This is a genomic window from Nonomuraea aridisoli (genome assembly GCF_003236395.1).
In the GTDB taxonomy this organism is placed as follows: Bacteria; Actinomycetota; Actinomycetes; order Streptosporangiales; family Streptosporangiaceae; genus Nonomuraea; species Nonomuraea aridisoli.
In genome coordinates this window covers 16,343-33,329 of record NZ_POUD01000039.1, presented here as the reverse complement: position 1 = coordinate 33,329, position 16,987 = coordinate 16,343, and the positions used below count along the sequence as shown (strand labels likewise).

Annotated in this window: 21 protein-coding genes; 9 read left to right on the top strand and 12 right to left on the bottom strand. The window is 72.7% G+C overall.

The window, feature by feature from the left end; translation table 11 throughout:
- The first annotated feature begins 29 nt into the window (after positions 1-29).
- On the top strand, positions 30-1,724 hold the full coding sequence (gene leuA, locus C1J01_RS12445) for a 2-isopropylmalate synthase (protein WP_220039870.1): 1,695 nt from the start codon (positions 30-32) through the stop codon (positions 1,722-1,724).
- Positions 1,725-1,739: 15 nt separating this feature from the next.
- Here the strand turns inward: leuA and pyrF are convergent, their stop codons facing one another.
- Positions 1,740-2,555, bottom strand: a complete 816-nt coding sequence (pyrF, locus tag C1J01_RS12440) for an orotidine-5'-phosphate decarboxylase (protein WP_111179096.1) — start codon at positions 2,553-2,555, stop codon at positions 1,740-1,742.
- A gap of 125 nt (positions 2,556-2,680) precedes the next feature.
- On the opposite strand from pyrF, the gene C1J01_RS12435 reads away from it, so the two are divergent.
- Entirely contained in the window at positions 2,681-3,154 is a 474-nt protein-coding gene (locus C1J01_RS12435; protein WP_111179095.1) for a DUF2283 domain-containing protein, read from the top strand.
- Here C1J01_RS12435 and C1J01_RS12430 read toward each other — a convergent pair.
- Entirely contained in the window at positions 3,151-3,537 is a 387-nt protein-coding gene (locus C1J01_RS12430) for a hypothetical protein (protein ID WP_111179094.1), read from the bottom strand. The genes C1J01_RS12435 and C1J01_RS12430 overlap by 4 nt on opposite strands.
- Positions 3,538-3,611: 74 nt before the next feature.
- Here C1J01_RS12430 and C1J01_RS12425 point away from each other — a divergent pair, with 74 nt between their 5' ends.
- Positions 3,612-4,409 carry an HAD family hydrolase gene (locus tag C1J01_RS12425; protein ID WP_220039869.1) on the top strand — a complete coding sequence of 266 codons (798 nt, stop codon included), beginning with the start codon at positions 3,612-3,614 and terminating at the stop codon, positions 4,407-4,409.
- Positions 4,410-4,586: 177 nt separating this feature from the next.
- Here the strand turns inward: C1J01_RS12425 and C1J01_RS12420 are convergent, their stop codons facing one another.
- The 3 genes from C1J01_RS12420 to C1J01_RS12415 all read right to left on the bottom strand — a co-directional run bounded on the left by C1J01_RS12420 (position 4,587) and on the right by C1J01_RS12415 (position 5,630).
- A complete protein-coding gene (locus C1J01_RS12420; RefSeq protein WP_111179093.1) occupies positions 4,587-5,144 on the bottom strand; it encodes a TIGR00645 family protein in 558 nt (185 codons plus the stop codon).
- 74 nt (positions 5,145-5,218) lie between these two features.
- Positions 5,219-5,374 carry a hypothetical protein gene (locus tag C1J01_RS49770; protein WP_181448712.1) on the bottom strand — a complete coding sequence of 52 codons (156 nt, stop codon included), beginning with the start codon at positions 5,372-5,374 and terminating at the stop codon, positions 5,219-5,221.
- A 64-nt stretch (positions 5,375-5,438) separates the two neighbouring features.
- The gene (locus tag C1J01_RS12415; protein ID WP_111179092.1) at positions 5,439-5,630 is read right to left on the bottom strand and encodes a hypothetical protein; all 192 of its coding nucleotides are present in this window, start codon (positions 5,628-5,630) and stop codon (positions 5,439-5,441) included.
- Positions 5,631-5,838: 208 nt separating this feature from the next.
- Between C1J01_RS12415 and C1J01_RS12410 the strand changes: the two genes are divergently transcribed.
- From C1J01_RS12410 to C1J01_RS12390, 4 genes are all read left to right on the top strand, one after another.
- Entirely contained in the window at positions 5,839-7,929 is a 2,091-nt protein-coding gene (locus tag C1J01_RS12410; RefSeq protein WP_146615569.1) for an ATP-binding protein, read from the top strand.
- A gap of 247 nt (positions 7,930-8,176) precedes the next feature.
- Entirely contained in the window at positions 8,177-9,202 is a 1,026-nt protein-coding gene (locus C1J01_RS12400) for a methyltransferase (RefSeq protein WP_111179089.1), read from the top strand.
- Between the two features lie 238 nt (positions 9,203-9,440).
- Positions 9,441-9,863, top strand: coding sequence for a hypothetical protein (locus C1J01_RS12395; protein ID WP_111179088.1), 423 nt, complete (start codon positions 9,441-9,443; stop codon positions 9,861-9,863).
- A 19-nt stretch (positions 9,864-9,882) separates the two neighbouring features.
- Entirely contained in the window at positions 9,883-10,179 is a 297-nt protein-coding gene (locus C1J01_RS12390) for a hypothetical protein (protein WP_146615568.1), read from the top strand.
- Between the two features lie 75 nt (positions 10,180-10,254).
- Here C1J01_RS12390 and C1J01_RS12385 read toward each other — a convergent pair whose 3' ends face one another.
- Positions 10,255-10,614, bottom strand: a complete 360-nt coding sequence (locus C1J01_RS12385) for a winged helix-turn-helix transcriptional regulator (protein WP_235854399.1) — start codon at positions 10,612-10,614, stop codon at positions 10,255-10,257.
- Between the two features lie 145 nt (positions 10,615-10,759).
- Here C1J01_RS12385 and C1J01_RS12380 point away from each other — a divergent pair, with 145 nt between their 5' ends.
- Positions 10,760-11,332: an NADPH-dependent F420 reductase gene (locus C1J01_RS12380; protein ID WP_235854398.1), complete on the top strand. Its 573-nt coding sequence runs from the start codon at positions 10,760-10,762 to the stop codon at positions 11,330-11,332.
- 6 nt (positions 11,333-11,338) lie between these two features.
- Here C1J01_RS12380 and C1J01_RS12375 read toward each other — a convergent pair whose 3' ends face one another.
- Positions 11,339-11,998 carry an endonuclease V gene (locus C1J01_RS12375; RefSeq protein WP_111179109.1) on the bottom strand — a complete coding sequence of 220 codons (660 nt, stop codon included), beginning with the start codon at positions 11,996-11,998 and terminating at the stop codon, positions 11,339-11,341.
- A gap of 78 nt (positions 11,999-12,076) precedes the next feature.
- On the opposite strand from C1J01_RS12375, the gene C1J01_RS12370 reads away from it, so the two are divergent.
- Positions 12,077-13,246, top strand: coding sequence for an alpha/beta hydrolase fold domain-containing protein (locus C1J01_RS12370; protein ID WP_111179086.1), 1,170 nt, complete (start codon positions 12,077-12,079; stop codon positions 13,244-13,246).
- Between the two features lie 6 nt (positions 13,247-13,252).
- On the opposite strand, the gene C1J01_RS12365 is transcribed toward C1J01_RS12370, so the two are convergent.
- The 5 genes from C1J01_RS12365 to C1J01_RS12345 form a co-directional block, all read right to left on the bottom strand.
- Positions 13,253-13,957, bottom strand: coding sequence for a type 1 glutamine amidotransferase (locus C1J01_RS12365; RefSeq protein ID WP_111179085.1), 705 nt, complete (start codon positions 13,955-13,957; stop codon positions 13,253-13,255).
- Between the two features lie 76 nt (positions 13,958-14,033).
- Positions 14,034-14,861 (bottom strand): bifunctional 5,10-methylenetetrahydrofolate dehydrogenase/5,10-methenyltetrahydrofolate cyclohydrolase, encoded by an 828-nt coding sequence (locus C1J01_RS12360; protein WP_111179084.1) that lies wholly within the window; start codon positions 14,859-14,861, stop codon positions 14,034-14,036.
- Positions 14,858-15,463: a cyclodeaminase/cyclohydrolase family protein gene (locus C1J01_RS12355; protein ID WP_111179083.1), complete on the bottom strand. Its 606-nt coding sequence runs from the start codon at positions 15,461-15,463 to the stop codon at positions 14,858-14,860. The genes C1J01_RS12360 and C1J01_RS12355 overlap by 4 nt, the downstream gene beginning before the upstream one ends.
- 28 nt (positions 15,464-15,491) lie before the next feature.
- Complete coding sequence (locus tag C1J01_RS12350; RefSeq protein WP_146615567.1) at positions 15,492-16,016, bottom strand: hypothetical protein; 525 nt, start codon at positions 16,014-16,016, stop codon at positions 15,492-15,494.
- Between the two features lie 35 nt (positions 16,017-16,051).
- Entirely contained in the window at positions 16,052-16,516 is a 465-nt protein-coding gene (locus C1J01_RS12345; protein WP_111179081.1) for a M1 family aminopeptidase, read from the bottom strand.
- Positions 16,517-16,987 lie beyond the last annotated feature (471 nt).

The following is a 16,987-nucleotide window of genomic DNA, read 5'->3' as shown; positions in this document are numbered from 1 at the left end:
TCCTCCCCGCCACGACAGGCAAGGAAGAGATGTACCTCTGGAACCGGCAACGTCCGAGCAGCATGCCCTCCCACCGCTACCGCCCCGCCCACGAGCGCGTCGAGGTCCCGCCGGCCGAGCGCGCCTGGCCCGCGCGGCGCCTCACCCAGGCTCCCCTGTGGGTGCCGGTCGACCTGCGCGACGGCAACCAGGCCCTCGCCGAGCCGATGGACACCGGACGCAAGCGCCGCATGTTCGACCTGCTCACGACCATGGGCTTCAAGGAGATCGAGGTCGGCTACCCCTCCGCCAGCCGGCTGGACTTCGACTTCGTCCGCCACCTGGCCACCCCCGGAGCCGTGCCGGACGACGTCAGCGTGGTGGTCTTCACGGCCGCCCGCCGCGACCTGATCGAGCGCACGTTCGCCTCGATCGAGGGGATGTCCCGGGTGGTCGTGCACCTCTACACCGCCACCGCCCCCACCTGGCGCGACGTGGTGCTCGGCCACGACCGCCGCGAGCTGCGCGACCTGATCAGGGACGCCGCCGGGCACGTCGCCCGCCTGGCCGGCGACCGCGACATCCGCTTCCAGTTCTCGCCCGAGGTCTTCAACCTCACCGAGCCGGATTTCGTGCTGGAGGTCTGCAACGACCTGACCGCCCTGTGGGACGCCTCGCCCGACCGTCCCGTGATCCACAACCTGCCCGCCACGGTCGAGGTCGCCACCCCCAACGTGTACGCCGACCAGATCGAGTACATGCACCGGCACCTCGACCGCAGGGACGCGGTCATCCTCTCCGTCCACCCGCACAACGACCGCGGCACCGGCGTGGCCTGCGCCGAGCTGGCCCTGCTGGCGGGCGCGCAGCGGGTGGAGGGCTGCCTGTTCGGCAACGGCGAGCGCACCGGCAACGTCGACCTGGTGACCCTGGCGCTCAACCTGCACACCCAGGGCGTCGACCCGATGATCGACCTGTCCGACATCGACGAGGTGCGGCGCGTGGCCGAACACTGCAACCGTCTGCCGGTGCCCGAGCGTCATCCGTACGCCGGCGACCTGGTCTACACCGCCTTCTCCGGCACCCACCAGGACGCCATCGGCAAGGGCCTGGCCCACCACGCCAAGCGGGCCGCGGAGCTGGGCGTGCCGCCGGAGCTCGCGCCGTGGGACGTGCCGTACCTGCCGATCGACCCGGCCGACGTGGGCCGCGACTACCAGGCGGTGATCCGGGTCAACAGCCAGTCGGGCAAGGGCGGCATCGCGTACCTGCTGCACACCCGCTACGGCCTGGAGCTGCCGCGGCGGCTGCAGATCGACTTCTCGCAGGTCGTGCAGCGGGCCACCGACGGCAGCGGCGAGGAGATCACCGCCGAGCAGCTGTGGGAGCTGTTCCGCGCCACCTACGTGGCGCCGGTCGAGAGGAGACCGCTGACGGAGTGGAGCACGGCGGAGACCGGGCCGGGCGTCCACGAGTTCACCGGCACGCTGCGCGACGGCGGCCCGCTGCGCGGCACCGGCAACGGCCCGCTGTCGGCGCTGACCGGGGCGTTCGCCGCCAGCGGCCTCGACGTCGACATCCTGCACTACGCCGAGCACGCCCTCGACCCCGGGCAGGGCGGCCGGGCGATCGCCTACGTGGAGGCTCGCGTCGGTGGCGCGACGTACTGGGGCGCGGCGGTGGACACGTCGGTGCTCACGGCCTCGGTGCACGCGGTGCTGGCCGCCGTCAACCGCTCTCTCTGACCGGAATCCGGCCGGTCAGACCCGGGCGGCGGCGAGGTGGGCGACGCACTCGTCGCGGTAGGCGAGCGTACGCTCCCGCAGCCGCCCCGGGTCGGCCAGCACGGCGCGGGAGACCGACGGCAGCAGGGCGTGCCGTACGGACGCGAACACCCGCGCCACGTCGGCGGGCGTGGCGCCCTGGACGCCCAGCCCCGGAGCCAGGACGGGCCCGTTGAGGTCGTCCAGCGACTCCTCCAGCGCGGGCAGCGTGGCGCCCATCACCACCCCGACCGGCCCGAACGGCGAGTGACCCGCGTTCGCCGCGGCGGCCCCGGCCAGCACCTGCCCGGCCACGGGCCGCTGCAGCGGGGCCGCCTCCGGGTTGGACGTGCGGGCCAGCACGAACACACCGGCGTCGTTGGCCACCGCCGAGGTGATCGCCCCCTCCAGCGACCCGAACCCGAGGTACGGGCTCAGCGTCACGGCGTCGGCGGCGAGGGGGCTGCCCCGATCGAGGTACGCCTCGGCGTAGGCCGCCATCGTGCTGTCGATGTCGCCCCGTTTGACGTCGAGGATCACCAGCGCGCCGGCGTCGCGCAGGTCGGCGATGGTGCGTTCGAGCACGGCGATGCCGCGGCTGCCCCAGCGCTCGTAGAAGGCCGACTGCGGCTTGACCGCGGCGGCCACGTCGGCCACGGCGTCGACCACCGTGCGGCTGAAGCGCTCCAGGCCGGCGGGGGAGTCGTCGAGCTCCCAGGCGTGCAGCAGAGCAGGGCTCGGATCGATGCCCACGCACAGCGGCCCCCGCTCGTCCATCCTGGCCCGCAGTCGCGCCCCGAACGAATCGTCCATCTCACCGCTCCCTCGCCACCGCGGGCGCGGCGGCTCGACTCGTCTACTCCGGCGACAATAGGCCACGAAGCCCCTCCGGCTGAAGCGAGTCTTCCATCAATGGCCTCGGGGGTAGATCACCTGACATGTACGAGATCGCCCAACGGGTGCTGGCGCTGCGTACCGATCCGCCGCGTGACGTCGTGGTCACGATCGGCCTGCCGTACGAGGAATCGACGGGCGACTGGTCGTGCCCGTACCGGATCGACGGGCTGGAGGGGTGGGAGCACGAGCGGAAGGTCACCGGGTTCGACGCGCTGGAGGCCGTCGAGCTGGCGCTGGGCACGGTCCGGGCGGCGCTCGCCGCCTCGCACGAGGCCCGCGAGGGACTGCTCGCCGCCGAGGACCTGCCGCCCTCGCGCGCCAGGACGGTGTACGTCACCTGGAACCAGGAGGGCAACGTCGCCTACATCGCGATGAAGCACGAGGTCACGCCCGGCGAGGCCGTCCGCCAGGTCGTGGCGGAGGACGTCGTGCTCGACTACGCCGGCTCGGGCCAGCTTCTGGGCGTCGAGCTGACGGACGCGGCGACGTTGCTGCCGTCGGAGATGCGGCTCTAATGCCCGAACGACCGCCGCGAGCTCTGGCGCCCGAGCAACCATCGCCAGCGCGGCAGCTCCAGCACCACCGTCACCACGGCCAGCACGGTGACCAGCGCGGCGGCGACCGCGTGCCAGGCCGCCCAGGCCGCCGCCACCGCGGCGAGCACGTGCAGGACGACCAGGGCGATCGTCACGAGGCCCGGGACGGCGACGATCACGCTGCGCTTGTCGCCCGGCGTGGAGAACACCGTCGGCAGCCCGATCAGCACCACCGCCGACAGCACCGCCAGCGGCACCGACGTCGCCGCCAGTGCCCACGGGGTCGCCACCCAGGCCACCAGCTCGGTCGCGAAGCGGAACACGGACGCGACGCGGTCGTCGGGGCGGGGGGCGGCGAGCACCCGCGTACTCTACACAGAGCAGGACCAGCGGGCCTAGATGTGGATCTTTCCCCTCAAGTCGGGATAATCGGCCTGTGAATACACCACCGCGCATCGTGGCCACCGACCTGGACGGCACCCTCCTCACCTCCGAGGGCGCCGTCACCGCCCGTACCAGGCAGGCCCTGGAGGCGGCCCGCGCGGCGGGCGCCGAGATCGTGTTCGTCACCGCGCGTGCGCCGCGCGGCGTCAGGGAGATCGCCGCCCGCGCCGGCGTCACCGGCACCGCCATCTGCAGCAACGGCGCGGTCGTGTACGACGTGGACAGCGACGAGATCACCGCCAGCAGCCCGCTCGAACCCGTCGCGGCGCGCAAGGTCGCCGAGGCCCTCGCCCAGTCGTTGCCCGGCGTCGGCCTGGCCGTCGAGACCGGCCGCGGCGTGCTGGCCGAGTCGGCCTACACCCGGCGTGTCGAGAGCGACCTCTCGGTCTACCACGAGGTGGAGTCGGTCTTCGACCACGACCAGCCGATCGTCAAGCTGCTCGCCCTGTCGGCGGCCCACACGGCGGACGAGATGCACGCGGCGGTCTCACCCGCCGTCGGCCACCTGGCGGAGGTCACGCACTCGGGCGTGGACGGGCTGCTGGAGATCAGCGCCCGCGGAGTGACCAAGGCCGGCACGCTCGAACGGCTCTGCCGGGACAGGGGCGTCGGGGCCGGCGACGTGGTGGCCTTCGGCGACATGCCGAACGACCTGGCCGTGCTGCTCTACGCCGGCGCCGGCTACGCGATGGCCAACGCCCACGCGATGGTGCTGGCGGCGGCGGAGCACCGGACGTCGTCGAACGACGAGGACGGCGTCGCGGAGGTGCTGGAGCGGCTCTTCGCATGACGGAACCCGTGCCCGCCCGGCTCACGGGCGGGCACGGGTGGATGCCCTGGCGCCTCGGGTCGTCCCCGGGCACCGCGGGACGCCCGTCGCGGACGGGGCCGCCGCGGGCGCCCGGGAGGCTTCGCGGTCAAGGTCATCAGGGGTTTCCCGCGCGGCACGGCGACGCGACGCGGCGGCCTAGGCGACCACCCGCTCCGGCTGCCTCTCCGGCTGCCGGTCCGCCGGCCGCTCCCCGTTGGCCGCACCCTGGTGCGGATGACCGCCCGCCATGATGCGGTCGATCAGGGCGAGCGCCAGCGCGGAGACGACGAAGGTCAGATGGATCAAGGTCTTCCAAATGAGCTCCCTGTCGGTGATGGACGGCCTGGCCGCGTTGATGAAGATCTGCAGCAGGTGGATGGACGAGATGCCGATGATCGCCATGGCCAGCTTGACCTTCAGCACGTTGGCGTTGACGTGCGAGAGCCACTGCGGTTGGTCGGGGTGGCCCTCGATGCGCAGCCGGGAGACGAACGTCTCGTAGCCGCCGATGATCACCATGATGAGCAGGTTGGAGATCATCACGACGTCGACGAGGCCGAGGACGATCAGCATGACCGTGGTCTCCGGAGGATGGCCCCCGAATCCCAGGTGGACGAGATGCACCAGTTCGGCCAGGAAGCGCCACACGTAGACGACCTGGGCGACGATGAGCCCCAGGTAGAGCGGCACCTGGATCCACCGGCTGAGGAACATCACATAGCCGACGTGCCCGAGAGGCGTCCGTGGCCCTGTCGGCGTCTGGGCCACGGACAGTTGCGCGGGACGCACTAGGAGGTCAGGAGATTGACGTGGTGGACCCAGGTCTCCACGGTGACGAGCGGTGCGCCGCCGCCGAGTGTCTCCAGGGTTTCCTTGAGGCTTGGTGGTGCGACCGCCGCCACCGCCAAGGCGGTGACGACGACGGTCAGGAAGCGGACCTTCAACGGAACTCCTTGTTGCTGCATTCTTCGTAGACGCTGATTGCGCTGTCTGAGGGGGCTCGGGGGGTCAGGCGTGGAGGCAGTCCACGACCGGGGTCTTCGCGGTGGAGAGGTCGGGGTGGGCGGTGAAGTCGCTCACCGACTCGACCACGCAGGTGCTGAGCGTGGCGGGATCGACGGCGGCGTGCGCCGGCGCGGACAGCAGGGCCACGGCTCCGGCGGCGACCGCGGCCGCGAGCAGGCGGGGGGTGGAACGCATGCAACCTCCTGGGGGCGGTAACGAAGAACCCTCGACGGTGTTACCCAGCGTAGTGCTAAAGCAACACTGAGTAAAAGCATCGTCATCCGGCGAGGTCCGACGCCCTTCGCGCGGGCCGGTGTCCCGGTCGTTCTGCGGGGCTCCGGCGGGAGTGTGCGTTTGGCGGGTTCACGCGGCTCTTGCCATGATGTGCGGCGATGGTTCGCCCATGGGGGATGTGATGGCGGCGGAACATGACCGTGGGAACGACGTCAGCCTGGGGGAGCGGCTGCGGAGCTCACGGCGCGCGAGCTTCGTCGGCCGGTCCGCCGAGCTTGCCGTGTTCGACGGCATGCTCGCCGCCGACCGCCCGGCCTTCGGCCTGCTGTGGGTGCACGGGCCCGGCGGGGTCGGCAAGACCGCCCTGTGCGGCATGTTCGCCGAACGGGCCCGCGCGGCGGGGCGGCCGGTCCATGTGTGCGACGCGCGGGACGCCGACATGACCCCCGAGGCGCTGCGGGCCGCACTGGGCGAGCCGGTGCCCGGTCAGGTCACGATCGTCGACACCTTCGAGCGGTTCGCGCCGCTGGAGACGTGGCTGCGCGACTCCCTTCTTCCCGGCTGGCCCGCCGACGGCCTGCTCGTCGTCAGCGGCCGGCGCCGCCCGGACGAACGCTGGCTCGGCGACGTGGGGTGGCAGCCGCTGCTGCGCACGCTGCCGCTGCGCAACCTCCGTCCCGACGAGAGCCGCGACTACCTGCGTGCCAGGGGCGTGGTGGGCGTGCGGCAGGAGCAGGTCATCGAGTTCACCCACGGCCACCCGCTGGCGCTGGCGCTGGTGGCGGAGACGCTGGCGCAGGGGCGTCCGCTGCCGCCCGTACGGCCCGAGCAGGAGCCCGAGCTGGTGCGGATCCTGCTGGAACGTTTGGTCGAGCACGTGCCGGGCCCACGGCACCGCTCGGCCCTGGAGGTCTGCGCCCATGTCCGGGTCACGACCGAGGAGACGCTGGCCGAGGTGCTCGGCGGCGATGACACGGCGGAGCTGTTCGCCTGGTTGCGCGGTCTGTCGTTCGCCGAGCACGGCCCGCACGGGGTGTGTCTCCACGACCTGGCGCGTGACGTGCTCGACGCGGACCTGCGGTGGCGCAGCCCGCACGAGTACCGGCGCCTCCACGCCGCCGCCCGCGCCGCCGCGTTGCGCCGGGTGCAGGCCACCGACGGCGCCCGGCAGCACCGGGCCCTGCTGGACTTCCTCTTCATGCACCGCAACAACCCGGTCATGCGGCACTACCAGGACTGGGGGTCCTTCGGCGCCGTCCACACCGCCCCCGCGTCACCGCAGGCGCTGCCCGAGCTGCTGTCCATGGTCGAGCGGTACGAGGGCGAGCGGTCGGCCGCGCTGGCCGAACAGTGGTACCGGCGCCAGCCGTCGGCGTTCACGGCCATCCTCGACGAAGACGGCGAGATCGTCGGTCTCGAGGCCACGTTGTCGCTGCACGAGGCGTCCGCGGAGGACATCGACGCCGACCCGGCGACCCGGGCGGCCATGGTCTTCGCCCGCCGGCACGGGCCGCCGCGTCCGGGCGACCAGGTCCTCTATCACCGCTTCGCCGTCAGCCGGGACGCCTACCAGGCGGTCTCGCCCGGCTCCAGCATGTTCGCGGTCTCGGCGTTCCGGCGCTGGCTCGTCACCCCGCGGCTGGCCTGGACCTTCGTCGCGCTGTCCGATCCGGACTTCTGGCAGCCGATGTTCGACTACCTCAACATGCCGCGCGTCCCCGAGGCCGACTTCGAGGTCGGCCGGCGCTACGGCGTCTTCAGCCACGACTGGCGTGTGGAGCCGCCGGCGGCCTGGTTCGACCTGATGGAGGAACGGGAGATCGAGGGCACACGGGCCGGCGGCCGCCCGCCCGCCGCGGAGACGCGGCCCGCGCTCGTCGTGCTGTCGGAGCCGGAGTTCCGCACGGCGGTGCGCCACGCGCTGCGCGGCTACACCCGCCTCGACGTGCTGGCCGCCAGCCCGCTGCTGCACTCACGGGTCACCGTGGACCAGGCCGCCGGCGACCGACCGCGTCCGGAGGATCTGCGGCGGGTCATCACGGAGGCCGCGGAGGCGCTGCGCGGCAGTCCCCGTGACGAGAAGTTCTACCGAGCGGTTCACCGGACGTACCTGAAGCCGGCGCCGACACAGGAGCGGGCGGCCGAGGCGCTCGGACTGCCGTTCAGCACCTACCGCTCGCATCTGTCCACCGGGATCGAGCGGATCAGCGCCTGGTTGTGGATGCGGGAGCTGGCCGGGCCCGAGCCGGCGCAAACCTAGCAGTTTTCCGTCTGGGAACCGAGCAGCGGACGCTCGTACCGTCGTCGCCGTCGACCACTGCCTCGACCACTGCCTCGACCACTGCCTCGACCACTGCCTCGACCACTGCCTCGACCACTGATCCACCACTGCCTCGACCATGTCAGGAGGTGCGGTGTCCACGGCCGCGTACGGTCTCGCGGCGCCTGGATGCACCTCCTTGTCACGATTTTTTACGACTTCAGCATTCGGCAAGGAGAAGACTGCGATGACCGCAGACGCCCACCCCGCACCCGCGACGGCGGACTACGAGCGGATGATGACCATGATCACCGGCTTCTGGGTGAGCCAGGTGGTACGCGCCGCGGCGGTGTTCGACATCGCCGGACATCTGGCGGCCGGACGGACCACCGCCGAGGAGATCGCCGGGGCGGAGTCCGCCGATCGTGACGCCGTCCGGCGCCTGCTGCGCACCTGGGCGTCACTGGGCCTGCTCACCTCCGAGGACGGGGTGCGTTTCGCGAGCACGAGCCTGCTCGACACCCTCCACCCCGACGCCCCGCACTCCCTGCACCACCTCGCCCTCTCCCAGGCGGCCCCCGGCCACTGGCTGCCCTGGGGCCGGTTCCCCGACGCCGTCCGCAGCGGAGCGACGCAGGGCCCCGCCGCGTACGGAGGCGAAGTGTGGGACTACCTGGCGAAGAACCCGGACGAGGCCCACTACTTCACCCGGTCGCTGGCTAACATCACGGCGATGACCAACGCGGAGGTGGCCCGTCAGATCGGCGTGCGCGGGGAGGCTCTGGCCGTGGACGTGGGCGGCGCGGACGGCTCCCTGATCCGTGAGCTCATGCGCGACCACCCGCACCTGCGCGGCGTGGTGCTCGACCGGCCGGACGTCGTCCCGGACGCGTTGGCGGCGGCCAAGGCGGACGGCCTCGCGGACCGGTTCGAGGCCGTCGGGGGTGACTTCTTCGAGGTGGTGCCCGCCGCCGACCTCTACCTGCTGCGCTACATCGTCCACGACTGGAACGACGAGCAGGCCGTCCGCATCCTGGCGAACTGCCGCGCGTCCCTCAACGACGGCGGCCGGGTCGCCGTCGTCGAGCTCCTGGTCGGCCCGATCGGCACCCCGGGACTCGCGCCGGTGATGGACGCCAACATGCTGGTGATGACCGGCGGGCGCGAACGCGACCTCGCGGAGTACGACGCGCTCTTCGCCCGGGCGGGGCTGCGCCGGACCCGGGTGGCCGAGGCGGGGAACATGGTGGTGATAGAGGCCGTGGCCCTCTGACCGCCGCCCGGCCCGGCCGCCGTACCGGCCGGGCCGAATCGGGACCGGGCGGATAATTCCATGGACACACCGGCGCCGAACGAAATGACGTGTGCCACCACCGCCCGGAAGTTCGCCACCCATTTTCCGCAAACCCTCACGATTTCTTACCTTCGTATTTCACTGCCCGCTGCTATCGTCGGCGAATCAAGTCACGAAAAGACGGGGGGACGCGTTGAGGGCAATCGTACGGATTGCGATGATCACCATGTTCGGCTGCGGCGCGCTGCTTGCCGGGGGCGGCGCATCCGCGGCCGAGAAACCCGGGGAGGATGCCTCGACGCGGGCCGGCGCGGCGGCGCCGGTGACGTCCGGCGAGATCTCCTCGCTGCTCATGCGTGCGGTCGGCGCCGACCTCGGCACCGTCATGAAAACGCTGCCCAGCGTTTTCTGCGGGAATCGGCTGGTCGCCTACAACTCCCCATCGCACAATTCGCCCACGAAGTGCGTCAACGGTCCGGAGAACAGCGGAAACTCGACAAACAGCGGGAACTACCATAATGAAGGAAACGCCATCAACAGCGGAAACTTCTCCAACACCAACGGCTCGACGGGGAGCAGTAACAACTCCAACGGCGGAAACACGGCCAACGGGCCCCAGCAGGTTTCTCCGGGCGGGTGAGCGCGCGATGGGGGGCTTGATGAAAAAGGCGGGAACGGCGGCGCGGCTCGGGCTGATGATGTCGGCGGTCGTGCTGTCCGCGTCGTCGCTGGAGGGCGCCGCCTCGGCGGCCCCGGCACACGCCGGGCACGACTGGTTCAAGGATCGTGGCAACCTCTGGAAGAGCGGCAACTACCGCGTCAAGGGGCGTCAGGTGAACAGCGGCAACTGGGACAACGCCAACGGCGCCGTCAACAGCGACTTCAGCATCAACGGCGGCAACTTCGCCAACGGACCGCAGTACATCACGGAGGGCCCGGTCAGCTCCAAGCAGTAGCGGTGACTTTCGTGTGATCCCCGGCGCACCGCACACCGCCAGGGACACACCGGCCGGTGCCCGTCCTGCGCGAGATCAGCCCGCACCGGCGTCCTGGGCGGCCATGACCTCGTCGGCGTGGTCGTGGGCCCACTCGCCGAACGCCCCGATCGGCTCCAGCAGCGAGCGACCGAGAGCGGTCAGCTCGTACTCCACCCTCGGCGGCGCCTCGGCGTACGCGCGGCGCGTCACCAGGCCGTTGTGCTCCAGGCGCCGCAGCGTCTCGGTGAGCACCTTGGGCCGGATGCCGCCGATCTCCTCCCGCAACCGGCCCGGCCGCCGCGGCCCGTGGCGCAGCGCCCAGATGACCACCGCGTTCCAGGTGTTGGACATGAGGTCGAAGGCGAGCCTGGCCTGGCAGTCGGCGAGGAACAACGGCGGCCTTTCGTCGGGCACCGAATGGTGTGCGTCGAAATCTCTACGGTCTTCCTGCAAGTAAAGCCCCTTGCGGATGGAGGACGCACATGAGGATCGGGATTCTGGGCGCGGGCGGGATGGCAACGCGCTGGGCACGCGGTGGGCCGCGGCCGGCCACGCCGTCATGATCAGCGGCAGGGACCTCGGGAGGAGCACCGCCCAGGCCGCGCGCATGACCGAGCAGGCCGGCGGCGCGGTGGTGCGGGCCGGGACCTGGGCGGAGGCGGCCGCGTTCGGGGACGTCGCGGTGGTGGCCGTACGGGCCGAGGGGCTCGCCGGCACCCTCGCCGCCGCCGGCCCGGCGCTCCGTGGCAAGCCGCTCGTCGACGTGACCAACGCGGGTCCCGCGCACTTCGACCCCGCGCGCCCGCTCGCCGCGATGATCGCCGAGCTCAGCGGCGGTCACGTGGTCAAGGCGTTCAACCTGTGCCACGTGGACGTGTGGCGGATGACGCCGCCGGTGTTCGACGGCCGTCCGCTGGCCGTGCCGCTGTGCGGCGACGACCCGGCGGCGCTGGAGGCAACACGCACGCTCGTCGCCGGCCTCGGCTGCACCCCCGTCCAGGCCGGCGGGCTGGACCGGGCGGTGCTGCTGGAGGCGACGGCGGCGTTCGTGATCACCTTGTGGTTCGGCGGCGCGGACGCGCAGGCCATCCTGCCGCCCCTCGCCTCCTCGGGCGCCCACCACCCGGGCTGAGGCCCGTCAGGAGGGGTGGCGGGCCAGGTGGTCGGCGTGGCGGATCGGCTCGGGGAGACGGTAGCGGGGCGTCAGGCGCAGCACCTGCTCCGTGACCGTCTCCAGCGAGATGCGGTGACCCTGGGAGACGTACACCGGCTTGACCCCGGGCCGCGTGCGCAGGGCGCGGCCCACTGTGGCGCCCTCGTGCACGATCGGCGTCCACGCTCCCCGCTCCGGGCCGGGCGTCTCGTGGACGCCGACGAACGGCGTCTTGCCCACGCCCAGCGACGGCAGGCCCGTCAGCACCCCGAGGTGGCAGGCCAGGCCGAAGCCGCGCGGGTGGGCCAGGCCGTACCCGTCGCAGACCAACAGGTCGGGCGTCACCGTGAGCCGTTCCAGGGCCTCCACGAGGGAGGGCAGCTCGCGGAAGGCGAACAGGCCCGGCACGTACGGGAACGCCGCCCTCCCGTGCGCCACCACCTGCTCGACGGGCGCGAGCGTGGCGGCGTCCAGCACGACCACCGCCGCCGTCAGCGCCTCGTCGCCGTGGTAGTGCACGTCGAGGCCCGCGACGAGCGTGAACGTGGCGGGGCCGGTCAGCTCGACGCGGCCGCGGAGCCCATCCTGGACGGCCTCCGCCTCGGCGACGCTGGACGGCCATGGGTGGAGTCGCTGGACCTGCACCCGGCCCACGCTATACCGATCATGCCCCGCGCTCGGCCGGCCGCCGGGGGCCGGGAGGCGTTCTGTAAGGTCGGCGGCATGAGCGAGATCTCGGTGGTCGTCGGTCCCGGGGTGCCCGCCGACGCGGCGCTGCTGGCGGAGATCGCCACCCGCGAACTCGCGGTCTGGCACGCACGCGGCGCGGTGGCCTACGCCCGTGACGCCGCCCACCTTCGCTCCCTCGTACGCGGGAGCGGCGCGGCGGTCGTCGTCCCGGGACCGTCGCCCGAGGCGCGGGCACTGATCGGGCAGCCGCTCGGGTCGCAGGTGGTGGCCTGGGTCGACCTCGAACACGTCGAGGGCGCGGGGCACATCCACGGGCGGGGCTTGTGGGGGCTCGCGTGGGGCGTTCGGCACGCCGTCCACCGCCTGCGCCACCCGCCCACCCGGCGGGTCCTCTACGGCGACGGCTCCGCCGAGCAGTGGGCCGACCTGTACCTCCCACCCGGCCGGACGGACAGGACGGGCAGGACGGGCAGGACGGGCGGGACGCCGGTCGTGGCGCTGGTGCACGGCGGCTACTGGCGTTCGATCTGGGCGGCCGACCTCATGGAGGCCCTCTGCGCCGACCTGACCGCCCGTGGTCTCGCCGTGTGGAACCTCGAGTACCGGCGCCCCGACCGCCACGGCTGGGCCGCCACGGTCGCCGACGTGGCCGCCGGCCTGGCCGCGATGGAAGGCGCTGACCCCGGCCTCGACCTGGACCGGATCGCCCTCGCCGGGCACTCGGCCGGGGCCCAGCTGGTCCTGCGGGCCGTGGCCGACGGGGCGCGGGCCAGGCTGGCCGTGTCGCTGGCGGGCGTGCTCGACCTCGTCCAGGCCGACCGCCGCCGGCTGAGCGCCGGCGCCACCGCCGCGGCCCTCGGCCGCCCCTCCCCGGACACCGCCGGCCTCGGGGGCGCGGCTGCGGGCGATCCCGGCCGTACCCCCGAGGAGTCCTCCGGGCACGGAGCCGCCGCACCGGACGACGTGTACGCCGCCGCGTCGCCGTTGCACCGGGTGCCCGTCGGGGTGCCGCAGCTGATCGTCCAGGGCACCGGGGACGAGCTCGACTTCGTCGACTTCGGCCGCCGCTACGCCAGGGCCGCCCGGGAAGCCGGCGATGACGTGACATATCTGGAAATGCCGGGCGGCCACTTCGACGTCATCCTGCCCACCACCCCGATCTGGCAGGCCACCGCCCAGGCCATCACCGACGCCCTGGCTTAGAGGCCCTTACCCCATCGGGCGGAGGGCGCGTTCGGTGACGATCGCGGCGAAGCGGTTGGTCACCTGGTGCCAGATGGGCGTGGAGACCGGCTCGTCCGCCACCGCCCGCTCGTACACCTCGGCCGGGTCGAAGCCGTCGGCCGTCCACTCGCGGATCCGCTCGGGCAGCACCTCCGGATGGAACTGCACCCCCCACGCCCGCTCACCCATGCGGAACGCCTGGTACGGGCAGCGCTCGGTTTCCGCAAGGTGGACGGCGCCGTCCGGCAGCCGGGTGATCGCGTCCTTGTGGTGCTCGACGGCGGGCACCACCGGCGGCAGTCCGTGGAACAGCGGGTCGGCCGCCGCCTCGGGCCGGATGGTGACCGGCAGGCTGCCGTTCTCCGGCGCGCCGACGTCGCCGGTCACCTCACCGCCCGCCACCTCGGCGAGCATCTGGCCGCCCAGGCAGATGCCGAACACCGGCACGCCCTCCTCCAGCGCCTGACCCATCAGCCGCCGGGCGTCGCGCAACCACGGGGCCCGGTCGTCCTCGCCGGGCAGGTAGCCGCCGCCCAGCATGATCATGGCGTCGTGCTCCAGCCGGGCCGGCAGCGGGGCGCCGTCGTGGGCGAGCACGATGTCGAGCCCGAGCCCCGCCTGCTCCAGCCAGCCGCCCACCCGGCTCGGGCCGCCGCTCTTGCTGTTCTGCACGATGAGGATGTCAGCCATCAGATGCCTCCAGAATCCGCTCGTCCACGTCTTCCGCGCGGGTGAGCCTGAACACGTGCACGGCGCGGTGGCCGGGTCACGGAAGGTTCGCCGCTCGCGCGGTGTGGCGCAGCAGCAGGGCGGTCGTCACCGGGCCGACGCCGCCCGGCACCGGCGTGAGCGCGCCCGCCACGTGGGAGACCGCCTCGAAGTCGACGTCGCCGGTGAGCCCGCCGTCGTCGGTCGGGTTGGTGCCGACGTCGATCACGACCGCGCCGGGCGCCACGTGATCGGCGCCGATCAGCCCCGCCCGGCCCACCGCCGCGACCAGCACGTCGGCCGTGACGGTGACCGAGGCCAGGTCACGGGTGCGAGAGTGGGCGACGGTGACCGTCGCGTGCCGGTCGAGCAGCAGGTGGGCGAGCGGTTTGCCGACCACGGTCGAGCGGCCGACCACGACGGCGCGGCGTCCCCGCAGCTCCACCTCGTAGTGGTCGAGCAGCGCCAGCACGGCCGCCGCCGTGGCCGGCGCGAACGCGGGCAGCCCGGCGGCCAGCCGGCCCAGCGACAGCGGGTTGGCGCCGTCGACGTCCTTGCGCGGGTCGATGGCGATGGCCAGCTCCTGGGCGGAGGCGCCCGCGGGCAGCGGGGTCTGCAGCATCAGGCCGTGCACGTTGGGGTCGGCGCTGAGCCGCGACAACGTCTCACCGATCTGGTCGGGGCTCGCGTCCGGGCCGAGGTCGACCACGTCGCAGGCGATGCCCACGCCGGCCGCCGCCTTGGCGATCGAGCGGACGTACCACAGGCTCGCCTCGTCGGCGGTGGCGACCACGACGGCCAGCCGCGGCTGCGGCCCGGCCGCCGCCTCGGCCCCGGCCTGCGCGCGGATGGCGGCGGCGAGCTCCCTGCCGTTCAGCGTCTTCACCGGTTGATCTCCTCGCGTACGGCGGCGGTGACCCGCTCGGCCCTGGACACGGCGGCGTCGACGCCGGTCAGGCGGGCGCCCAGCTCGGCGCGCAGTTGTTCGTCGGCGATGCCGCCCAGGTTGACCTCGACGTTGATCCGGGCCGTGGTGAGGGCGGCGCGCGCGGCCTCGGCGGCGGCGGCCACGTCGGTGACGACGTTGCGGTTGGCGATGGGCAGCAGCAGCTCGCAGAGCTCCACCAGACGGATTGCGGCCTCCGCCACGCGGGCGGGCGGCTCGGCGGCGCCGGCCAGCGCCCGCGCGATGGTCGCGCTGCGCTCCTCGCCCTTGGGCAGCCGGTAGGCGTCGGCGACCACGGTGAACGCCGCGGCGTCCTCCTCGGCCAGCCTCAGCGCGTCGGCCCGCAGGGCGTCGGTCTCGCCGGTCACGGCGGCGACGGTCTCGGCGTGGCCGGCGTACTTGTCGCCGGTGGTGTAGCGGGCCACCATGCCGAGCAGGGCGGCGGCCTGCGCCGCGTGCAGGGCGGCCGTCGCGCCGCCGCCGGGCGCGGGCACCCGTGCGGCCAGCTCGGCCAGGAAGTCGACGATCCTCGAGTCGCGCATGGCGGCATTCTTCCAGGCCGCCCGGAACTCACTGACGGTACATCGGCCTCGTGGCGTCCTCGGGCCCAGGGTGCGGCTCGAAGAACGACGGCGTCTTGTCGTACCCGGGGTCGTAGGCGGGCGGGAGCTCCTGCCGGGTGACGGACGCCCGCCAGCGGGACGGGAACATCGACACGACCAGCAGCATCACGCCGAGCACGGCCTGCAGCCCCGAGTACGCCACGGTCATCATGCCGGTCCGCATGACCCCGGGCAGCAGGTCGTCGGGCAGCAGTGGGCCGCGGCCGAGGATCTCCAGCACCGGCAGCACTCCGAGAGCCGTGAGCCCCAGGCCGCCGATCAGCGAGGCGACGGGCGACAGGCGCGAGCCGGCCAGGAAGGCCAGCAGGATCGCCGCGGCGGCCAGCGCGGCCACCGCCGGCCAGGAGATCTGGAACGCCCGCTGGGCCTGCAGCGCGAAATCACCGGCCCCGTACCACAACGCGGCCGTGACGATGGCGGGCAGGAACAGGCCGGCGACGACTCCAAGAGCATGACGTGCACCATTTGACATGATTCAACCCCGTTTGTTCGGCTCCATCCAACGTACTAGCCGCCGCCGGGTGTCGTCGGGGAGTCGAGCCAGGTGTCGATGAGCCGGGTGAAGTCACGGCCGGTGTGCTCGTTGATCCACTTGGTGAAGGACGCCCGGTCCTGGGTGGTGTTGCGGTGCTCCTGGACCCACGCGCGCAACATCGCGAAGAACCTCCGGTCGCCGAGCCGCTTCCTGATCTCGTGCAGCATGATCGCCGGGCCGTAGTAGACGTTGCTGATGCCGAACGAGTCGCGCCGGTACCTGCCGGGCGGGCCGGCCTCCTCGCGCAACTGACCGTCGACCCGGCGGATGTCGGCGATGAAGTCGTCGATCGTGCCGTCCTCGTGGTCGGCGTACCACTGCATCTCCATGTACATCGCGAAGCCCTCGTTGAGCCACAGGTCGCGCCACGTCCGCGGGGTGACGGTGTCGCCGAACCAGTGGTGGGCCAGCTCGTGCGCCACCACCGAGGGCCGCATGTAGAGGGGGCCGAGAGCGAACGGCCGTGGTAGCGCACGGTCACCACCGCGACCTCGTCCGCCTCCAGCGGCTCGGGCAGCGGGACGATGAGGTCGTCGCCCTTCGTGACCGCCTCGACGCCGGCGTCGTCCCCTGTGCCCGCGTGACCTGTGCCCGCAACCCCTGTGCCCGCAACCCCTGTGCCCGCAACCCCTGTGCCCGCAACCACCGTGACCTCGTCCACCTTGAGGGCGCGGCCGAAGTCGAGGCGGACGCGGGAGATCGGCCGGACGGCCCGCAGCGTCAGCTTGGCCGTGCCGGACAGCGTGCGCTCAGCGGGTTCCCACGTCAGCGCCAGGTCGTAGTGGAGCACGTCGATCGACGGGTCGCCGTAGGCGGGGTAGAGCGGGTCCAGGACGGGCCGCGACCGGCCCGCCTCGTACGCGCTCAGGTCCACCCGCCGGGGCGCGGCGGTCGCCGCCTGCGGCTGC

Coding starts and splice junctions, on each gene's coding strand:
- C1J01_RS12345 (WP_111179081.1), bottom strand. CDS start 16,516: ATGCGGCCCTCGGTGGTGGCGCACGAGCTGGCCCACCACTGGTTCGGC.
- C1J01_RS12390 (WP_146615568.1), top strand. CDS start 9,883: ATGAAAAAGGCGGGAACGGCGGCGCGGCTCGGGCTGATGATGTCGGCG.
- C1J01_RS12435 (WP_111179095.1), top strand. CDS start 2,681: ATGTACGAGATCGCCCAACGGGTGCTGGCGCTGCGTACCGATCCGCCG.
- C1J01_RS12365 (WP_111179085.1), bottom strand. CDS start 13,957: ATGGCTGACATCCTCATCGTGCAGAACAGCAAGAGCGGCGGCCCGAGC.
- leuA (WP_220039870.1), top strand. CDS start 30: ATGTACCTCTGGAACCGGCAACGTCCGAGCAGCATGCCCTCCCACCGC.
- C1J01_RS12420 (WP_111179093.1), bottom strand. CDS start 5,144: ATGTTCCTCAGCCGGTGGATCCAGGTGCCGCTCTACCTGGGGCTCATC.
- C1J01_RS12400 (WP_111179089.1), top strand. CDS start 8,177: ATGACCGCAGACGCCCACCCCGCACCCGCGACGGCGGACTACGAGCGG.
- C1J01_RS12370 (WP_111179086.1), top strand. CDS start 12,077: ATGAGCGAGATCTCGGTGGTCGTCGGTCCCGGGGTGCCCGCCGACGCG.
- C1J01_RS12395 (WP_111179088.1), top strand. CDS start 9,441: ATGATCACCATGTTCGGCTGCGGCGCGCTGCTTGCCGGGGGCGGCGCA.
- C1J01_RS12350 (WP_146615567.1), bottom strand. CDS start 16,016: ATGTCAAATGGTGCACGTCATGCTCTTGGAGTCGTCGCCGGCCTGTTC.
- pyrF (WP_111179096.1), bottom strand. CDS start 2,555: ATGGACGATTCGTTCGGGGCGCGACTGCGGGCCAGGATGGACGAGCGG.
- C1J01_RS12380 (WP_235854398.1), top strand. CDS start 10,760: ATGATCAGCGGCAGGGACCTCGGGAGGAGCACCGCCCAGGCCGCGCGC.
- C1J01_RS12355 (WP_111179083.1), bottom strand. CDS start 15,463: ATGCGCGACTCGAGGATCGTCGACTTCCTGGCCGAGCTGGCCGCACGG.
- C1J01_RS12415 (WP_111179092.1), bottom strand. CDS start 5,630: ATGCGTTCCACCCCCCGCCTGCTCGCGGCCGCGGTCGCCGCCGGAGCC.
- C1J01_RS12410 (WP_146615569.1), top strand. CDS start 5,839: ATGGGGGATGTGATGGCGGCGGAACATGACCGTGGGAACGACGTCAGC.